Source organism: Nonomuraea sp. bgisy101, from assembly GCF_057708945.1.
Window position 1 is genome coordinate 1 of the sequence record NZ_JBYITD010000062.1, and the last position, 17557, is coordinate 17557.

Annotated in this window: 17 protein-coding genes and 2 pseudogenes; 8 read left to right on the forward strand and 11 right to left on the reverse strand. The window is 69.0% G+C overall.

From position 1 onward, the window contains the following. The 4 genes and pseudogenes from AC3EO4_RS53090 to AC3EO4_RS53105 form a co-directional block, all read right to left on the reverse strand. The coding region (locus tag AC3EO4_RS53090; protein WP_431904050.1) for a hypothetical protein at positions 1-734 on the reverse strand (734 nt) is incomplete at its 3' end. A 550-nt stretch (positions 735-1284) separates the two neighbouring features. Further along, positions 1285-1710, reverse strand: coding sequence for an ester cyclase (locus AC3EO4_RS53095; protein WP_431904052.1), 426 nt, complete (start codon positions 1708-1710; stop codon positions 1285-1287). Next, positions 1656-2405, reverse strand: a pseudogene (locus AC3EO4_RS53100) (FAD-dependent monooxygenase); the annotation flags it as partial. The gene AC3EO4_RS53095 and the pseudogene AC3EO4_RS53100, both read right to left, overlap by 55 nt. 19 nt (positions 2406-2424) lie before the next feature. After that, positions 2425-3168, reverse strand: a complete 744-nt coding sequence (locus AC3EO4_RS53105) for a siderophore-interacting protein (protein ID WP_431904055.1) — start codon at positions 3166-3168, stop codon at positions 2425-2427. 203 nt (positions 3169-3371) lie between these two features. Here AC3EO4_RS53105 and AC3EO4_RS53110 point away from each other — a divergent pair, with 203 nt between their 5' ends. Next, complete coding sequence (locus tag AC3EO4_RS53110; protein WP_431904057.1) at positions 3372-4085, forward strand: TetR/AcrR family transcriptional regulator; 714 nt, start codon at positions 3372-3374, stop codon at positions 4083-4085. A gap of 513 nt (positions 4086-4598) precedes the next feature. Here the strand turns inward: AC3EO4_RS53110 and AC3EO4_RS53115 are convergent. Both AC3EO4_RS53115 and AC3EO4_RS53120 read right to left on the reverse strand, forming a co-directional pair. Beyond that, positions 4599-6074: an MFS transporter gene (locus AC3EO4_RS53115; RefSeq protein WP_431904060.1), complete on the reverse strand. Its 1476-nt coding sequence runs from the start codon at positions 6072-6074 to the stop codon at positions 4599-4601. 257 nt (positions 6075-6331) lie between these two features. Beyond that, positions 6332-7267: an NAD(P)/FAD-dependent oxidoreductase gene (locus tag AC3EO4_RS53120; RefSeq protein ID WP_431904062.1), complete on the reverse strand. Its 936-nt coding sequence runs from the start codon at positions 7265-7267 to the stop codon at positions 6332-6334. A 92-nt stretch (positions 7268-7359) separates the two neighbouring features. On the opposite strand from AC3EO4_RS53120, the gene AC3EO4_RS53125 reads away from it, so the two are divergent. Further along, positions 7360-7953 carry a helix-turn-helix domain-containing protein gene (locus AC3EO4_RS53125; RefSeq protein ID WP_431904064.1) on the forward strand — a complete coding sequence of 198 codons (594 nt, stop codon included), beginning with the start codon at positions 7360-7362 and terminating at the stop codon, positions 7951-7953. A gap of 143 nt (positions 7954-8096) precedes the next feature. Here AC3EO4_RS53125 and AC3EO4_RS53130 read toward each other — a convergent pair. Continuing rightward, a pseudogene (locus AC3EO4_RS53130) lies at positions 8097-8345 on the reverse strand (Tn3 family transposase); the annotation flags it as partial. Positions 8346-8505: 160 nt separating this feature from the next. On the opposite strand from AC3EO4_RS53130, the gene AC3EO4_RS53135 reads away from it, so the two are divergent. Then, positions 8506-9501 carry an RNA polymerase subunit sigma-70 gene (locus AC3EO4_RS53135; RefSeq protein ID WP_379570388.1) on the forward strand — a complete coding sequence of 332 codons (996 nt, stop codon included), beginning with the start codon at positions 8506-8508 and terminating at the stop codon, positions 9499-9501. Between the two features lie 249 nt (positions 9502-9750). Here the strand turns inward: AC3EO4_RS53135 and AC3EO4_RS53140 are convergent, their stop codons facing one another. The 3 genes from AC3EO4_RS53140 to AC3EO4_RS53150 form a co-directional block, all read right to left on the reverse strand. Next, positions 9751-10335, reverse strand: a complete 585-nt coding sequence (locus AC3EO4_RS53140; protein WP_379570389.1) for a dihydrofolate reductase family protein — start codon at positions 10333-10335, stop codon at positions 9751-9753. Positions 10336-10754: 419 nt separating this feature from the next. Continuing rightward, on the reverse strand, positions 10755-11711 hold the full coding sequence (locus AC3EO4_RS53145; protein WP_379570391.1) for a Rossmann-fold NAD(P)-binding domain-containing protein: 957 nt from the start codon (positions 11709-11711) through the stop codon (positions 10755-10757). 111 nt (positions 11712-11822) lie between these two features. After that, a complete protein-coding gene (locus tag AC3EO4_RS53150) occupies positions 11823-12323 on the reverse strand; it encodes a MarR family winged helix-turn-helix transcriptional regulator (protein WP_379570393.1) in 501 nt (166 codons plus the stop codon). An 82-nt stretch (positions 12324-12405) separates the two neighbouring features. On the opposite strand from AC3EO4_RS53150, the gene AC3EO4_RS53155 reads away from it, so the two are divergent. From AC3EO4_RS53155 to AC3EO4_RS53175, 5 genes are all read left to right on the forward strand, one after another. Next, on the forward strand, positions 12406-13626 hold the full coding sequence (locus AC3EO4_RS53155; protein WP_431904069.1) for a flavin-dependent oxidoreductase: 1221 nt from the start codon (positions 12406-12408) through the stop codon (positions 13624-13626). Then, on the forward strand, positions 13608-14078 hold the full coding sequence (locus tag AC3EO4_RS53160) for a DUF3237 domain-containing protein (protein ID WP_431904071.1): 471 nt from the start codon (positions 13608-13610) through the stop codon (positions 14076-14078). The genes AC3EO4_RS53155 and AC3EO4_RS53160 overlap by 19 nt, the downstream gene beginning before the upstream one ends. Before the next feature lie 11 nt (positions 14079-14089). After that, positions 14090-14497, forward strand: coding sequence for a nuclear transport factor 2 family protein (locus tag AC3EO4_RS53165; protein WP_431904074.1), 408 nt, complete (start codon positions 14090-14092; stop codon positions 14495-14497). Between the two features lie 223 nt (positions 14498-14720). Further along, positions 14721-14954 carry a hypothetical protein gene (locus AC3EO4_RS53170; protein WP_431904077.1) on the forward strand — a complete coding sequence of 78 codons (234 nt, stop codon included), beginning with the start codon at positions 14721-14723 and terminating at the stop codon, positions 14952-14954. A 279-nt stretch (positions 14955-15233) separates the two neighbouring features. After that, positions 15234-16106 carry an alpha/beta fold hydrolase gene (locus tag AC3EO4_RS53175; protein ID WP_431904080.1) on the forward strand — a complete coding sequence of 291 codons (873 nt, stop codon included), beginning with the start codon at positions 15234-15236 and terminating at the stop codon, positions 16104-16106. Between the two features lie 279 nt (positions 16107-16385). On the opposite strand, the gene AC3EO4_RS53180 is transcribed toward AC3EO4_RS53175, so the two are convergent. Continuing rightward, positions 16386-17315: an endonuclease/exonuclease/phosphatase family protein gene (locus AC3EO4_RS53180; protein ID WP_379570405.1), complete on the reverse strand. Its 930-nt coding sequence runs from the start codon at positions 17313-17315 to the stop codon at positions 16386-16388. Positions 17316-17557 lie beyond the last annotated feature (242 nt).

Here is a 17557-nt window from a genome sequence, read left to right on the forward strand (position 1 = left end):
TTGATGATCTGGTGCATGCCCTTGATGAGGTAGGACTTGCCTCGCCCATCGCCGTCGAAGATCTTTCCGTCGCAGATCAAGGGCTCGCCGCCGTCGAGGTCGCCGATCAGGTCCGCTTCGCCTGAGGCTGATCGTGGCTTGGCGTGCGTGATGTGATCGCCTTCGAGGAACAGGAACCGCTGAAGGTCGAGGTTGTAGATCTCCTCGCCGTTGCGGGTGTCAGCCGTGTACCGCGCGTGCAGTTCTTCGCGATCGAACCACTCGATGCGGGTCCGATAGCGCTGCAAGGTGTGCAGGATGCTGCTGTCTGCGCCGACGCGTTCGCTGAGGAAGTCGAATAGCGGCTGCAGGATGTCCTCGGTGAACTCCCGCCAACTGTCCTGAAGGTTGGACTTGCTGCTGTAGTCCATGGCGGTCCGGAACCCCACCTGAGGATCGCGCTCGTCCTCCTTCGCGATGTTCTGGAGCAGTTCCCAGACGAGGGTGGCACGTCCTTCCTCGGTCCTGCTTGTCCAGACGAACGGCTCGTCGCGGGCCAAACCTGCGCGGAAACGTTCTCGGTCCAGGCTGGATTCGGCTCTAGCCGCTTCCTGCAGCAGGCCTCTGAGAGCCGGTTGGCCTGTGATCCAGGCGACTGTGAGATGTACCTCGTGGCCAGCACTAGTGAAGGGCGCAATCATGAGTCGGCGAAGTCGTTCGCGTACGGCCACCTGCAGCTGCTGTTGGTACTTCATCGGATGAGGCCTTTTAGAGCTTGTGCGATCTCCTGGTCGACGACCTCGCCTGCGTTATGAGCGCTGCCGGTGTCGTCGACCAGTCGAATCTGGATGAAGCAGCAGGGACAAGTGACGGTGGCCTGAGCCGCAACTTCTGAGTACCTGATCCACATCGGGTAACCGCACTGATTGCAGGAAACCTCGAGATCTGCTCTAAGGAGCTGCGTCGCGAGGGATTCACCCATGACGGCATTCTTCCGTAGGGGTCTGACATCGAGTACCTGATCTCAGCAGAGAGAAGTGGGACGCGCCCAGTGCTGGTCTTCACGCCCTGGTAGCTGGGTCGGCCCCTGCTCACGCGTTGTCGTGGCATGGGCCAGCGTCTAGCGAGCTGCTGGCTAACCTGCTGGCCGAGCTGGGCCTGGTGGATGAGCTCCGTGCTCGTGCCGACGCCGGAGACAGAGCGTCCGCCGGGCGGTTGGCCGATCTGCTTGCCCAGCAGGAGCGAGAGGAGGGACGCGGACCGGCCGACCCCGCCAAGCGCCGCCGCGTGCGTTACTGCGGGGCCTCAGTGACGTGGGTCCGGACCCTCGGTGACGCCCCAGGTCTCCGCGAGTCGGCCGTTGTCAATGCGGAAGATCTCGATGAGCATGGGTCGGACGTCGCTGCCCGGGGCCGCCATCCCCTCAACGGATGAGCGGATGGCCACCTTGTCTCCGTCGATCAAGATGTCGTCGGCGACAACGCGCATGGCCGGGAACTGGGCAACGACCTGGACCCAGGCCTCCTTGCCCGCTTCGAACCCGGTGGCGCCAAGCGGATGGTTAAGGAAGTCGGGGGTGAACAGATCGGCGGCCTGGTCGAACTGCCGGGTGTTGAAGCATTCCTGCATCCGCAGCACCAGTGCGCGGCGGCTCCGGCCTGGCGGGAACGGCGGACGATCAGCTGGGTGCGTGGCCTGCGGTCGCGGTCGTAGGCCTCCAGCCCCGCGCATACGCCGAGGGTGTCCACCGCGTGCGCGAGCGTGACCGCGTCCTCGAGCGCCTGGCAGGCGCCCTGCCCCAGGTTGGGGGTCATGGCGTGGGCCGCGTCGCCGAGAACGGCCACATTCCCGGAGACGTACGTGGGCAGCATCGGCAGCTCGTGGGTGTCGTGTTGCAGCACCGCCTCCTCGTGCGCGGAGCCGAGCAGCGCGGGGATGGGCTGGTGCCAGCGTGCGAAGCGTTCACGCAGCTCATCCAGGCCGACGTGGGAGTCGGCCGGACCGTTGGCCATCACGTAGCCGCCGTGGTGGACCGTGCCGTCGGGCTGAACGTGCTGGACGTCGATGCCGGGCCGCAGAGCCTCGGGCGGCACGGCTGCTCTCAGCAGGTCGACCAGGGCGGCTCTGTGCACGGTCACCCACGAGCCGAAACGGCGTTTCAGGTCCTCGACGTCGTTGCGGACCAGCCAGTCACCGCGCCTGCTGCGGATGCCTGCCGGCGGGTCGGCCAGCCCACCGGCGCGCAGACGCTCGCCCAGGCCGACCGCGTCCAGCGCGCGCAGACCGTTGGGCTGGATGGTCAGTCCCGCGCCCACCTCGGTGAACTCAGCAGCACGTTCGAGGACTTCCACCTGCCAGCCTCGCCGATGGAAGGCGGCGGCCGTGGCGAGCCCGCCGATGCCGCCTCCCACGATGATCACTTTCATGTTCAGGTCTCCTTGACGGTCAGTGCAGGCCCCGCTTGCCCGGGGCCCAGAACGGCTTGGTCTTGATCGAGGCCCGTGGCCAGTTGCGCTCGCGCACCAGCAAGTCGCGCACCAATTGGCAGGTTCTGGCCTCACCGGCCACGTAGGCGGTACCGGCGTTGCCCGGCAGGTCGAGTTCGGCCACGGCCGCGAGCAGCACCGGGGAGGCGACGGCGGGGGCGCCGTGGCGGTGGACGCGGCGCAGCGGCGGCGTCCCGGGCATGGGCAGGTCGTGCTCGGGGGTCTCGCTCTCCAGGACGCCGTACACCTCGGCCGAGGCTCCCAACGCTCTGATCATCGGTCCGAAGGCGGCGCTGGCGGTCTCCTCTCCGATGAACACGTGGTAGTCGGCCTCGAGGGTGAAGAAGTCACCTTGCGGCCACCAGAAGGTCACCCGATTCCCGGGCCGTGCCGCCCGCGCCCACTTCAGTCCGATGCCGTCGCCCGCGTACAGGTGGACGCGCAGTTCGATCGCCTTTCTACCGGGATCGAGGTCCCAGATCGTGTAGGTGCGCAGCGTCTCGGCCGGGCGCAGGATGCCCGACACCGACAGCGGGTCCTTCAGCTGGATCCTGACGTGCTGGCCGGGGGTGTAGGGGAAGGCGACGGGCTGGCCGGTTTCCAGCCGGATCCGGCGCATGACGGGGGTGACCTGCTCGGCCACGGTGACGGTCGCCTCCATGGCGTACCTGCCGAACAAGCGGTCCCGCACCGTACGGGCCATGTCAGGAGTCCTTGCGCCGCCGGACGTGGGCGGATCTGGACATCCGCCACCACACGGCCGTAACCAGCACCACCACCGTGAGAAGGATCCACCACACAGGTCCCATGTCCGCTCCTTACAAGCTCTAGATTATTTAGAGTCATTAAGGAAACATAGATGCCCTAAGATGTCAACGGCGCCAAAGAACGACACGAGGGGTGATGATGTCCGCACACACCAGCAGGCGGGAAAGGCTGCGCCAGGCCACCCTGGAGGAGATTCACGCGGCCGCGCGCAGGCTGCTGGTCGAGCAGGGATCGACCGCGGTGACCATCAACGCGGTCGCCCGGCAGGTCGGCATGAGCGGCCCGGCTCTTTACCACTACTACGCCGGCCACGACGAGCTGGTCGGCGCGGTGACCGCGGACTTCTTCCGCGAGTTGGCCGCCGGCATGGAGCAGGCCCGCGACGCCTGCGCCGACGCGCCGATCGGCGACCGCCTGCTGGCCGTCTGCCGGGCCATGCGCGCCTGGGCCATCGCCCATCCCGCCGAGTTCGGCTGGATCTTCGCCAGCCCCATCGCACCGCCGAACCGGCGGCCGGACTCGGTGCGCCACCAGGCCGCCCTGCGGTTCGAGCAGGTCCTGCTCGACCTGACGGTCGAGCTGTGGCGGACACGGCCGTTCCCGGTGCCCGACCTGGCCGACCTGCCCGTCTCCCTGCGTGAGCAGCTGACCGCCTACTCCGCCGCCATCGATGAGCGACTGCCGCCCGAGGCCGCCCACGTCTTCCTGTCGTGCTGGATCAGGCTGTACGGCCTGCTGTGCATGGAAGTCCTGCACCAACTGGACTTCGCCTACACCGACCTGGAGCCCGTCTTCGGAGAGTGCCTGCGCGACCTGGCGGTCGCCCTCGGCATCGACGACGCAGCGGCATGACCCCGACACCGTCGGGAGAGATACGTAACTGCGGGGCTTTGGACGCCGTCCTCGTCCACGACCACCGAAGACGCATCCTGGGGTAGCACCGCCGCTCGGAGCGGCCGCAGGCCCTCGGTCGGGGTCTTGCCGTCGGGAGAGCTGACGTTCAACCTGAACACCTCGCACTGATCGGCTCCGTTGAGCAGGAACTGGAACTGCGCGCGACCGCTGCGATCGGTGCCGCTGATCCAGAACCCTGGCCCCTCCAGCCCGCGCGCTCGTACCTCCACCAGGTCCAGCACGTGGAGGATCGATCCGTCCCGGCCGATCAGCCGCACCTTCAAGTCCGGGCGTTCCGGGTCGGCCTCGGCGACCACGATGAAGGCGAGTTGCCCGGCGTCTGCTGACGCTGACACGCCCGTCAGTCCGGACAGCCTGTTCACGGTGCCGGAGACGGCTTCGAACGTCAGGGATGCCTATGGGGTAGCGGCCGTTCTCACGGTGGCAGCCCGCGTGCAGCCGGGATGCCGGTCAAGGACGCGGCCGGGCGCGGCGAAGTCCGAGGGTGACCACGATTGCGGCGGCTGCGACGATTGCGGCGATGACCTGGTAGCCGGCGGCCATGGCTGCGGTGAAGGCATCGACCGCCTGGGCGTGGGCTGCCGGCCCGAGCCGGTGGGCTGCGTCGAATGCCTGAGAGGCCGAGCCCGAGTGCTGCTTCAGGGATGCCGGCAGAGCGCTGGCGAAGTGGCTGGAGGCGACGGTGCCCACGATCGCGACGCCGAGGGCGGAGCCGATCTCGCGGGCGGCGCTGTTCAGGCCGGAGCCCATGCCGGCGCGGGCGGGCGGGAGCGAGGCCATGATCCCCGCGGACAGGCTCGGAACGCTCAGGCCCATGCCGGCCGACACCGACAGTAGCGCCAGGCCATAGAGCGGGTAAGTGGTCGCGGCGGTCACGAAGGACAGTGCCGTTAGGCCTGCGGCGACCAGGGCGAGGCCCCCTGTCACGATGAGGCGTTCCCCGGTCCGGCGGGCGAGCGCGATGCTGCGGCGGCTGGTGAGGATCATGCCGATGGGCAGCGGCAGGATCGCTAGGCCGGTGACCAGCGGGGAGTACCCCATGACGTACTGGAGGAACTGTGCGTTGACGAAGAACAGCGCGAACAGGCCGAGGAAGATCGCCGCCACGCCGATCGTGCCCGTGCGCAGGCGGGCGATCGAGAAGATCCGCGGGTCCAGCACCGGGTGCTCGATGCGCAGGGTGTGCGCGATCAGGACGGCGAACAGCAGCGCGGCGGCGGCGAACGAGCCCAGGACGAGAGCGGAGCTCCAGCCGCGGTGCGGGCCTTCGACGATGCCGATCAGCAGGGCGAGGACAGCGGCGGTCAACAGCGCCGTGCCGGCCAGGTCGAGGCTCGCAGGGTGCCGCTCGCCGCGCGGCGCGACCCAGGCTGTTACGGCCGCGAGTGCCAACGCCAGGAAGCTGATGATCAGGAACAGTCCCTGCCAGGGCAGCCACTGCAGGACCAGACCACCGCCCACGGTGCCCAGGGCACCGGCGGCGCCGGTCGCCCCGGTCCAGATGGCGACCGCGTGCGGCTTACGCTCGGGTGGGGTGACCTGCAACAGCAGCGAGAGGGTGGCCGGCATCACCAGGGCGGCGCCGAGCCCGGTCACCACGCGTGCGACCAGCAGGACTATCACGTCCGGCGCTGCGGCCGAGGCCAGGCAGCCGACGGCGAAGATGCCGAGGCCGGCCAGCAGGACGCCCTTGCGCCCGACACGGTCGCCGAATGCTCCGGCGGGGATGAGCAGGCACCCGAACACCACGATGTAGGCGTCGACGATCCACAGCAATTGGGTGGAATCCGGGTGCAGGGCGCTGCCGGACAGTTGCGGTAGCGCCAGGTTGATCGCGGCGACCATGGCCACGACCACGATCACGCACGACGACATCAGGGGCGGCATCCCCCGCGACGCTGTACGAGCGGCATCGGAAACAGACATGGCAAGCACTCCTTCATAGGGCAGGCACAGCGGGGATCAAGGCGCGGATCAAGGCGCGGCGCATCGGGCGGCCCGCCTCGCGGGACGCCGTGGAAGCGGTAGGTGTGGGGGTGTTCGTCGCGGAACCGCACAGTTGAGGCGGTTGAGGTCGTGGGTAGCGCGGTCGGTCAGGCTGGGCCCGAGGTGGCGCGGGCGGGCTGCGGGATCACGGAGTCGGCGCTAGAGGCCGGGCACGCCGTGGCCGGGGACGGTGCGGGTCACGCCCCTTCGTTCGCCGCCGACGAAGCCGGGCTTGCGGCGGCGACGTCCTCGTGCACCAGGTCGGCGTTGATAGCGATCGCCGCCGCGGACCCGGCTCCCGCCGAGGTGATCACCTGGGCGCGCGGGTCGACCGCGTTACCGGCTGCCCAGACGCCGACAGCCGTGGTCCGACCGGTGGCGTCGACCACGGGGAAACCTGCAGCATCCACCGCACAGTCCAGGCCGGCCAGTAAGTCGCCGGGGTGCGGGGTGTTGCCGGGCCGGATGAACACCGCGCTGCGCGCGACCACACGGCCGTCGGCAAGTTCCACGCCGGCCAGCCGGTCGTCCTCCACGACCAGCCGCGCGACCTCGCCCGGTACGACGGGGATACCGACCGCTTCCAGCCGGGTGCGCTCGGCGTCGGCCAGCGCGCCGGTATGCGCGAAGTAGACCACGTCGTGGGACCACTGCCGCACCAGCAGCGCGTGCTCGACCGAGCCGGGCCGAGTGCCCAGGACGCCCAGGGCCTGGTCGCGTACCTCCCAGCCGTGGCAGTACGGGCAGTGCAGCAGGTCCCGGCCCCAGCGCTCACGCACACCGGGGATGTCGGGCAACTCGTCGCGGACCCCGGTGGCGACCAGGATCCGCCGCGCCTTGAGCACGCGGCCGTCGCTCAGGCGGACGGAGAAGCCGGTGTCGATCCCCGCCACGCGCCCGCCGATCAGGTCGACGCCGTAGCCGGCGACCTCGGCGCGCCCTGCGGCCAGCAGCTCATCCGGCGCCATCCCGTCCCGGGACAGGAACCCCTGCATACGGGCGGCCGGTGCGTTGCGCGGCTCGCCGGCGTCGACTACGGCGATGCGTCGGCGCGCCCGGCCCAGCACCAAGGCCGCGCTCAATCCGGCCGCTCCCGCGCCGACCACGACCACGTCGTAAATCTGGGACTGCATAGCCCATCACCTCCGCTGCGGAGTGTGCGCCTGGCTGCGCCGTATCGACAACCAAAATTGCTGTTTCGGAGAACCGGTGCTGGACTTGCGATATGGAGCAGACACCAGCCATCGCCTCAGCTCTCGCTCAGATCGGCCCGCGCCTGAGGCAGGTACGCACCCAGCGCGGCACCACGCTGGAGCAGTTGTCGGCCGCGACCGGGATCTCCAGGAGCACCCTGTCGCGGCTGGAGGCCGGACAGCGCAAGCCGAACCTGGAACTGCTGCTGCCGATCGCGCAGACGCTCCGGGTGCCCGTAGACGAGCTGATCGGTGCGCCCGAGGTCGGCGATCCGCGGGTCCGTCTCACCCCGCGCAAGCGCAACGGGCGCATCCTCATCCCGCTCACCCGGCAGCCCGGCGGCCTGCAGGCGTGGAAGGCGATCATCCCGCCCGAGCAGAACGAACCCGAACTGCGCACGCATGAGGGCTACGAGTGGCTCTACGTGCTGTCCGGGCGTATGCGCCTGATCCTGGCCGACCATGACATCGTCATGAGCTCCGGCGAGGTCGCCGAGTTCGAGACCCGCCTGCCACACTGGTTCGGGCCCGCGGACGGACGCCCGGTGGAGATCCTGAGCCTGTTCGGCACGCAGGGCGAACGCATCCACGTACGCGCGGCACCACGCAAAGCCGATAACAGGTGAATCCCTGCTCCAGCTGAGCTGGCGCCCGACGATGATGCGCGGAGAAGGGCAAACAGCTGTTGCGCAGCGGCGCTCCCGGTCACCGGCGCCGAGCTGGACGCCTGTGGCTGCCGCCCCGGCTGCGACTGCTGCCACTGACCGCTTCAGCCGGCGAGGTCAAGAACAGTGAAGTCGACCTCTTTCAGCTCAGGGTTGAACACTTCGGGCTCCACCCCCATCTCGTCGGTGGCATACGCGCCGAACCGGCGGATGTGGGCGCGCAGGTAGGGCGAGATCGCGCTGAGCTCTTCGGCGGTGATGGGCCAGCCCTCGGCCACCAGGGTGCGCACCACGTCCATCAGGTCCAGGGCGTTGTGGAAGATGACCAGGTCGGCCAGCAGGGTGTTGAGTTCCCCAGTACTACGGGGACCCCACCTCGACATCGAGGGTGTGCCCGACCCGACCCATCCGGCCTGACGAACGGCCCGGTGTCAGCGGCTTCACCGCTCAGAAATCCTCCGCCACGTCGTCTGTTCTGGTGTCCCCTCGCCACCCGCGGAAGGATTGACGACCATGACCGACGCCAGAATGCTAGGCGACGACGAGGCCGCGTTCATCGCGGCGGCCCGCTCAAATGACGCAGCACGGTTCGCGCTCATCACGGAGCGCTACCGGCGTGAGCTGCAGGTGCACTGCTACCGGATGCTCGCGAACTACGAGGACGCCCAGGACATGACGCAGGAGACGTTCCTGCGGGCGTGGAGCAAGCGGGAGTCGTTCAAGGGCCACGCTGCGCTGCGGACCTGGCTGTACCGGATTGCGACGAACGCCTGCCTCGACTTCCTGGACAAGCGCAACGATCGCATACCCGTGCCTGCCGAGGGCTCGGAAGTGCACTACTTGCAGCCCTACCCGGACCGGATGCTCCCGGAGGACCCGCAGGAATCGGTGGTGGCGCGGGAGACGATCGAGCTGGCGTTCATCGTCGCCGTCCAGCACCTGCCGCCGCGGCAGCGGGCGGTGTTCATCGTACGCGACGTCCTCGGCTGGCCGGCGTCGAAGGCCGCCAACGCCCTCGAGCTGACGGTCGCATCGGTGACCAGCGCACTGCAGCGGGCGCGCGTGACGATGCGCGAGCAGCTGCCCGACCGCCGCCTCGACTGGCGGAGCCAAGCCACGCACGAGCTGTCGGATGACGAGCGCGGCGTGGTGAAGTCGTACATCGACGCCCATGAGCGCAACGACCTCGACGGGCTGATGGCCCTGCTGCGCGACGACCTGCGCTTCGCGATGCTGCCCGACCCGGGCACCTTGATCGTCACGGCGGAGGACGCGGTGGATGGCTGGGTCTCCAGTGGGCTCTTCCAGCACGGCTACGACGACTGGCGCTGCATCGCCACGACGGTCAACCGCATGCCTGCCGCCGCGCTGTACCTCCGCACCCCCGACGACCCGGAATACCGTTTGTTCACCATCGCGGTCCTGCACATCGTCGAAGGGACGATCGCCGAGCTCACCGGATTCGACGCCACCGACAAACCATGGCTGGGCCTGCCCGCGACGCTGTGATCAGGCAAGTCCCCATCGTCGACGAGTCCAGCGCACGGGCCGGCGTTACCGAAGTCACCGCGGAGTGAGCACCCCGACCAGCTGAACACCAACGCGGCAACGCGAACACCACCGCCCCGCCGGCGTTGCCGGCGGGGCATCTTCATGCCCGAAGAACATCGTCACGATCAACGACGCCGTCGTCCTCATCTTCAGTGAGTCGGTCAACAACTCACTCGGAACGCAAGGAAGCGCCGGGAGAAGGTTCCCTCATCGCCGCGTCTCGTATCGGGTCAGCATCACGCCGCCGGGAAATGTCCGCGTCTCGACCAGGTTCAGGTTCACCCAGCTGTCCAGCGCGGTGAAGAACGGCGTGCCGCCGCCCACCAGGACCGGCACGGTGACCAGCGCGTACTCGTCGATCAGCCCGGCCCGCATGGCCGCCCCGGCGAGCGTCGCGCCGCCGATGTCCATCGGGCCGCCGTCCTCGGCCTTGAGCCGGGCGATCTCGGCGACCGCGTCGCCGGTGACCAGGCGGGTGTTCCAGTCGACCTTGTCGATCGTCGATGAGAACACCACCTTCGGCATGTCCCGCCAGAGGCGCGCGAACGCGATCTCCGCCGGGGTGGCGTTGGGCCGCTGGTCGCCGGTCGGCCAGTGGGAGCTCATCGTCTCCCACAGCTTGCGCCCGTACAGCGACAGATCGCTCGCCCGCATCTGGTCATACCACCACTGGAACAGCTCGGCGCTCGGCGATGAGTCCGGCCCCTCTCCCCCACTCCAGCCGAGGTCGTCGCCGGTCGCGGCGATGTAGCCGTCCAGGGTCACGTTCATGCCGAAGATCAGTTTCCGCATCCTGCCAGCCTCCTGTGAGTCGATCTCACACGTACAGACGGGCGCGGCGCGGAAACCTCATCGGTGCGCGATCTGCGTCCGCAGGTAGTCCTCGCGTTCCTGACTCAGCACCCGGCGTACTCGGCGGGCTCGAGCACCACCGACCGGATCTCGATTTCACCCTCGCGAACGCCTGGTCACACAGCTCACAGCGCCGGGCCCTCTCACCGCGCTGGAGATCGCCAAGCGTTCCCGACGCTGGGCATCTCGCTCGGCGACCAGCGACCGCAAGATCCGCAAGTACCTACCTCTCTACCAGCGCCGACGCAGCTAAGCGTTGTCTGCGCCTGCTGCTGAAGGGCCAGTAGGGTCCCAGCACCTTGCGTGGGGCCGCTACTGGATCACCGCGTACGGCGGCCGCCCTGAAGCCCGTCTCCGCCTCAACCGAGCATGCGGAGAAGCTCGGCCTCCTCTGCTGCCGTGAGGCCCGAGCGGGTCACCGTGTGGCCGGACTCGCGCTGCCATGCGAGCGTGTCGCGGGCCGTGTCGGCGACCGGGCGGACGGGCAGGCCGGCGGCCAGCGCGGCGGAGGTGTCGCGAGCCATGAAGCCCGCGTACTCCGGCAACGGCAGCCACATCGGCAGCGACCGGGGCCCCATCCACGGCTCCACCTTCTGCTCGACGAGGAAGTCCTGACCGGCCCAGACCAGCTCCGGTTCCACCCCCAGGCCCTCGGCGATCTCCGCCAGCAGCCTGCCCCTGCCGAAGGGCATGGAGATCGCGTCGTACGGCCCGGCGAGCCCCTTCTCCGCCGAGTCGAGCGTCCAGGCGGCCAGATCGCGCACGTCGACGAGCTGGACGAGGTCATCGGGCGACCCAGGGGCCAGCACGGGCCCGCCGCGCGCCAGCCGGTCGACCCAGTAGGTGAACCGGTCGGACTGGTCGTCCGGGCCCACGATCAGCCCGGCACGCACGAGCAGCGCCCCGCCACCGACGATCCGCTCGCACGCCACCTTGGCCGGCCCGTAGTTCTCGGGGTCGAACTCGTCGGCATCGGCGGCCAGCGGCTCGTGCGTGACCTGGTTGGCCTCACCGGTGTCGGAGTAGACGCTGCACGACGACACGAACGTCCAGTGGCCGGCACGACCCCGGAGCTCCGCGACGGCCCGCCGTACCTGGCTCGGCTGCCTGGCGACGTCGATGACGAGGTCGAACGACCCTTCCACCGGCGCCAGCCCGCCGTCCTCGCTCCGGTCGACCCGGACGAACTCGACATCCGGCGGCGGATCGCCGGCGACCCCGCGCGCCGCGCACACCACCTCGTGCCCGCGTTCGCGCGCCTGCCGCGCGATCTCCCTGGACAGGAACTTCGTACCACCTAGAACAAGTGTCCGCATGTCCCCATCCTGACGCACCTGCCCCGAGCGAAGGCCGGCTCTTCACTCCCAGCGCAAAGCACCGCCATCGAAGCCCAGCGCCCTGCATGGGCCCGTGTGCGTGGCCGGACGTCAGGCTTCCGGCCGGCTGGCGATGATCTTGCGGATGAGGTCGGTGAGCTGCTCCCGCTCCTCCCCCGACAGCGGAGCGAACCACTCGCCTTCGCGCCGGTTCTGCTCCTCGAAGGCGGCGCTCACCGCTCGCCTGCCCGCCTCGGTGAGCGCGACCAGCACCGCACGGCGATCATCGGGTACGGCCTGCCGCTCGACCAGCCCCGCCGCCTCGAGGGTGTTGACGGCGTTGGACACCGCCGACCTCGTCATTGCCGAGAAGCCGGCCAGGTCGCTCACCCGCGACGGCCCCAGCAGCCAGAGCTTGAACATGAGCCGGAAGCCGGGCAGCGTCCACCCCTTCGGCCGGTGGATGCGCGATTCGAGATCCGCCACGAGTACGTACGACAGGTGCAGAAGGTTGTAGGCGAGCCCGAAGGTCGAGGTGTCGACGTCGTCGACGGGGAGCTTGGGCACGAGATCCCGCGCATGGCGTTCGTACCAGACGTCCAGCCGTTCCATCCGGCGATTCTCCCAACCTCTTGCCTCTTCCGATACTTGTGCCCACAATAGTTTTGGCCAAACCAATTTTCGGGAGTTGCTCATGCGGATCCTCATCATCGGCGGGGGCATCGGTGGCCTCACGGCAGCGCTGAGCCTGCGTGCCGCCGGGTTCACCGAGATCACCGTGGCCGAGTCCGTCGCCGAGATCCGTCCTCTGGGAGTGGGCATCAACCTGCTCCCGCACGCCGTACGAGAGCTGACCGAGCTGGGGCTCGCGCGGCACCTCGACGAGCGGGCCAGAGCCACGGCCGAGCTCGCCTACCACAACCGCTTCGGATCCCTGATCTGGAGCGAGCCGCGCGGGCTGGCCGCCGGATACCGGTGGCCGCAGTACTCGATCCACCGCGGCGAGCTGCAGATGCTGCTGCTGCGCGAGGTCGAGGCGAGCGGCGTGAGAGTGCTCACCGGACGCGAGCTGACCGGCTTCGGCACGTCCGAGGCGGAGTTCGCGGACGGCTCGACGCTGGCGTTCGACCTGCTCGTCGGAGCGGACGGCATCCGGTCGACCGTACGAGGGCGCCTGTACCCGGACGAAGGGCCGCCGCCGTGGAACGGGCTCGTCCTGTGGCGCGGCACCACCCACGCCGCGCCGTTCCTCACCGGACGGTCGATGATCATGGCTGGCGACGGTGAGCGGAAGTTCGTCGCCTATCCCATCAAGGACGGCGATCCGCCGCTGATCAACTGGATCGCCGAGAGGCCCGTCGCCGGGCAGGCGGCCGATCGGGGTGACTGGAACAGGCGGGTCCCGGCGGAGGAGGTCCTGTCGCACTTCGCCGAGTGGCGGTTCGACTGGCTGGACGTACCAGGACTCATCGCCGGCGCCTCAGCGATCTACGAGTATCCGATGGTGGATCGCGACCCCCTGCCGCGGTGGACCCACGGCAGGGTCACGCTCCTGGGCGACGCGGCGCACGCGATGTACCCCGTCGGATCGAACGGGGCGTCCCAGGCCATCCTCGACGCCCGGGTACTGGCCTTCCACCTGGCCGGAACCGACGACATCGACCAGGCCCTCGCGGCCTACGAACACGATCGGCGCCCGCCCACCACCGCGCTCTGCCTCGCCAACCGCGAACTGGGCCCCGAGGTCGTCATGAAGCTCGCTCACGAGCGGGCCCCTGACGGCTTCACCGACATCGAGCGGATCCTCCCCCGGGCCGAACTCGCGGCGATCGCCGCCGGGTACAAGCGCAAGGCGGGCTTCGATCCCGAACTTCTCAACCAGCGCCCTTCCTACACATGTTCGACGAACCGGTAGAGCCCGGCCTGGAGCTGCTGGCCCGATTCCGGGTCGAGCTGGCGGCGGTCAAGGAGATGGGCCAGACGCCGTGGGGGCGCAGGCGCGTGATCGACGTCCTGGGCGGATCGTTCGATGGCCCCGGCATGACCGGAACCGTCCTGGCCGGCGGGGCGGACTGGCAGGTGGTCCACCCTGACGGCAGCGCGACCATCGATGCGCGCTACACCCTGCGCACGCATGACGACGCCCTGGTCTGCATCCAGACCCAGGGGGTACGGCACGGCCCGCCCGAGGTGATCGCAGCGCTCGGACGCGGAGAGCCCGTCGACCCGGCCGACTACTATTTCCGGCTCGCGGTCAGGTTCGAGACGGCCGCGCCCGGTTACCTGTGGCTCAACCACACCCTCGCCGTCGCCTCCGGCATGCGGACGGACGCGGCCGTCCTCTACGACGCCTACGCACTGCGCTGACAGGAGACCCCGTGACGCCCATCCATGCTCGCGTCGACATCGTTCACCGGTACCTGCGTGCCCTCGACGCCGGCGACACCGGAGAGATCGTGACGTTGTTCCATCCCGCAGGCGAGGTCATCTCACCCTTCCTCGGGCGCGTGCCCACGACCGGCTTCTTCGCCAAGCTCGCCGAGTCGTCCCTGCGCAGCGACATCACGGTGCACGACGTGCTGCCCAGCCTCACCGAGCCCCGCGTCGCGGCCTACTTCCACTACGGGTGGACCCTGCGGGACGGCTCGGTCGTCGAGTTCGACTGTTGCGACATCTTCGACTTCGCGCCGCAACCCGACGACGGCACGCCACCACAGATAGCGACAATGACGATCATCTATGACACCGCCCCCGTCCGGGCCGCGATCGGGGACAAGTACGCCTAACGGGGTGACCGCAACCTTCACCGGCTCTGGACCGTCGTGGACGGCCTCCTGGCACCCCTTTCCTGGGAGACGTTCCGTCGGCGGGCGTGTGGGAGGGAAATCGCTCCAGCGGGCCGGACTCCCATGTGTACGTTGTGATGGCCGGCCAGGACTCCTGGGACGACCGTAGCGAGGATGTCGTCGAGGCCGCCAGGAGGAGATCGACGCCGCCCTCCAGGAACCGGTGACCACCCTGACAATGCGCTGGGGCGACCCCGGTGTGATCGATCCATGGCCCTATCTGGAGAACGGGGGCCCAGCGCCCGCGCCGCTCGGCGAGCTTTGCCAGCTCAGCGGCACGATGCTCGTCTGCCCGCAAGCGAACGTCGGCCGATGGGTTGCGCTCGCCGTCGGTCAAGCTGATCCGGAGCTCCCCATCCTGCTGCTCGCGGCGGTTGGCGAGACGCCGCTCCACTGACTTCCGATGAACGTTCGTGGTCATCCCACTGGGTGATCGGCGAGGCCAGGCTGCCGGACGACGACCGACGCCGGAACCCGGCTGACCCTCCCCTGGCCGTGCGGACGGCGGGCGCAGGGCTCGACCACCCTGACGCATGCTCCGAGCCGCCGCCGCGCGGGCCGTCCTGGCAGCCGGTTGCCACGACCATGCCTGGAGCGGAAGCGGGCGCAGGTACAGGTACGCGTGGCGACTGCGGGCAGGTTCGTCAGGGACGCACCTGGAAAGGAGGTCGGCCTCATGTTCGAGGCGTTCGAGGAGTTCGACATCTCCACGCGGGGCACGGCGATTCACGGACGCCGGGGCGGCAGCGGCCCGCCGCTCCTGTTGCTGCACGGCATCCCCGAAACCCACCTGATGTGGCACCGGGTGGCGCCACGGCTCGCCGAGCGCTTCACCGTCGTCGCCACCGACCTTCGGGGCTTCGGCGACAGCGGCAAACCACCCAGCACGCCCGACCACGCGCCGTACAGTATGCGCGAGATCGCTCGCGACCAGGTCGAGGTCATGAACGCGCTGGGGTTCGACTGGTTTGTCGTGATCGGGCACGATCGTGGGGCACGCTGCGCGTACCGGATGGCGCTGGATCACCCCGACGCCGTCACGCGTCTCGCGGTCCTGGACATCGTCCCCACCGGTGACGCGTTCAGCCGGGCGAACATGGACTTCAGCCTCGGATTCTGGGTCTGGTCCTTCCTCGCCGCGCCGGAGCCGGTGCCCGAGCAGTTGATCACCCGCGCGCCCGCCGTCCTCGTCAATCACATGCTCGACACGTGGTCCGAGGTCCCGGACGCCTTCCCGGAAGAACTGCGCGCCGCGTACATCGCCCCGTTCGGCGACCTCGACACCGTCCACGCCATCTGCGAGTCATACCGCGCGGCGGCCACGCTCGACTACCTGCACGACGAAGCCGACCGCGGACTGCGACGGATCACCTGCCCGACCCTTGCCCTGTGGAGCCATGCCGGTCCCGTCGCCGCCTGGTACCGGCCACTGGGGGTGTGGCGAGCCTGGTGCGACGAGGTCCGCGGCGGGCCGATCCCGGCCGGGCACTTCCTCCCGGAAGAGGCCCCCGACCAGACGACACGTCACCTCCTCGACTTCCTCGCCTAGAGCCTGTCTCAAAGGCGGGTAGCGCCCGTCCGACCCAGGCGACGGCGAGCGGCGACACGCTCATCGCACCGCAGCACGAGCTCCAACATCGCACCGCGAGCCCGACCAGGCACTGCGGCACGAACTCCAGATCGCACCGCGAACCCGACCAGGCGCTGCGCGCTCGAGCTCCCACCAACCCACATCACCCGGTCGGCCGGGCGCCGCCCTCCGCCGTACCGAGGCATCGGGCGGCGAGCTTTCGTGGACGACAGGGCTCGCAGAGAGGTGGCCAGAGCTCTAGTACCCCGTGCGCAGCGGGATCAGCGCCACGGTCCCGGTCAGGATCCTGTGGTCGGAGCAGACCTTTCCGCCGCAGGTGCGCGGTGACGGCTTGGCGTCACCGGAGGAGGCCGCCGCGTCGTACTCGCTCTCGTGGGTGAAGATCATGTCGATCTTCGTTCCGGTACGGCACGGGCCACCCCCGTCGACTTTCTCGACGGTGGTCTCGCCGTACCCGGGACAGGCGGCCGGATCGGCATCGTCGACCTCACGGTAGTGGCCGGTGTTGCCGTCGTTGTTCGGGGTGTTCACCTGGGCCGAGTAGAAGCGGTTCATGCGGCCGAAGTCGGGGGCGGCGTTGAAGTCGCCCGCGATGATGACCCGATCCCCGTTGTCCCGGTAGGTGTCGAGCTGACCGAAGATCGCCGTCAGCTGTGGAAGGCGGAACGCGTCCACGAACGTGGAGTGCGTGGTGCAGAAACGAAGGTGCGGATCCTCTTTCAGCGGCGCGCACAGGAGCTTGCGCACCTCGTTGCCGTCATCGGGGAGTGTGAAGCGGTCGGCGCTACCCAGCGGCTTCTTGCTGAACAGTCCGATGCCGTAGGCCTTGCCCTGGCAGGGCCCGCCAGGCCGGCCGGGGATCGTGGCCTCGAAACGGGCGAAGTTCGCCTTGTCGGCAGGCCAGTTCGCGTTGCGCAGCGACGCGATCAGCGCGTCGAACTGCTGCTGGCACAGCTCGTTGAGCGAGGCGAAGGTGGCCCCGTTCTCCTGGATCGAGCGGGTGACAGCGGGCACGAGGCCGTCCGTCGTGGAGCCCTTGTGCATCGTGTTGCCCGCGACGTTCCAGTGCCAGACCCGGAAGGAGGCCACCGCGGCCTGCGCCGGCGAGGTGGACACCACGGAGACCGACAGCGTGATCGCCGCCAGGATCGCTAACAGTCTTCTCATTCCATCCCCGTCACACCAGATGATCAACTGAATGAGGGAATCATGCCAGTTGTCCCCGCAGGGCGAGGCAAGGACTGCCGACCACAGCGGACTCGCTACCCACGCGCTTCGATGTGTCCGGCGGGAGAGCGGCTCCCGGCCGGGCGTTCAGTCGTCTCCGTCCGGCCCGCGTACCACTGACACGACACGTTGCGCCGAAGCCGGGCGCGTACGTGCTCCAGTGATACGCCCCGGCCGTTCAG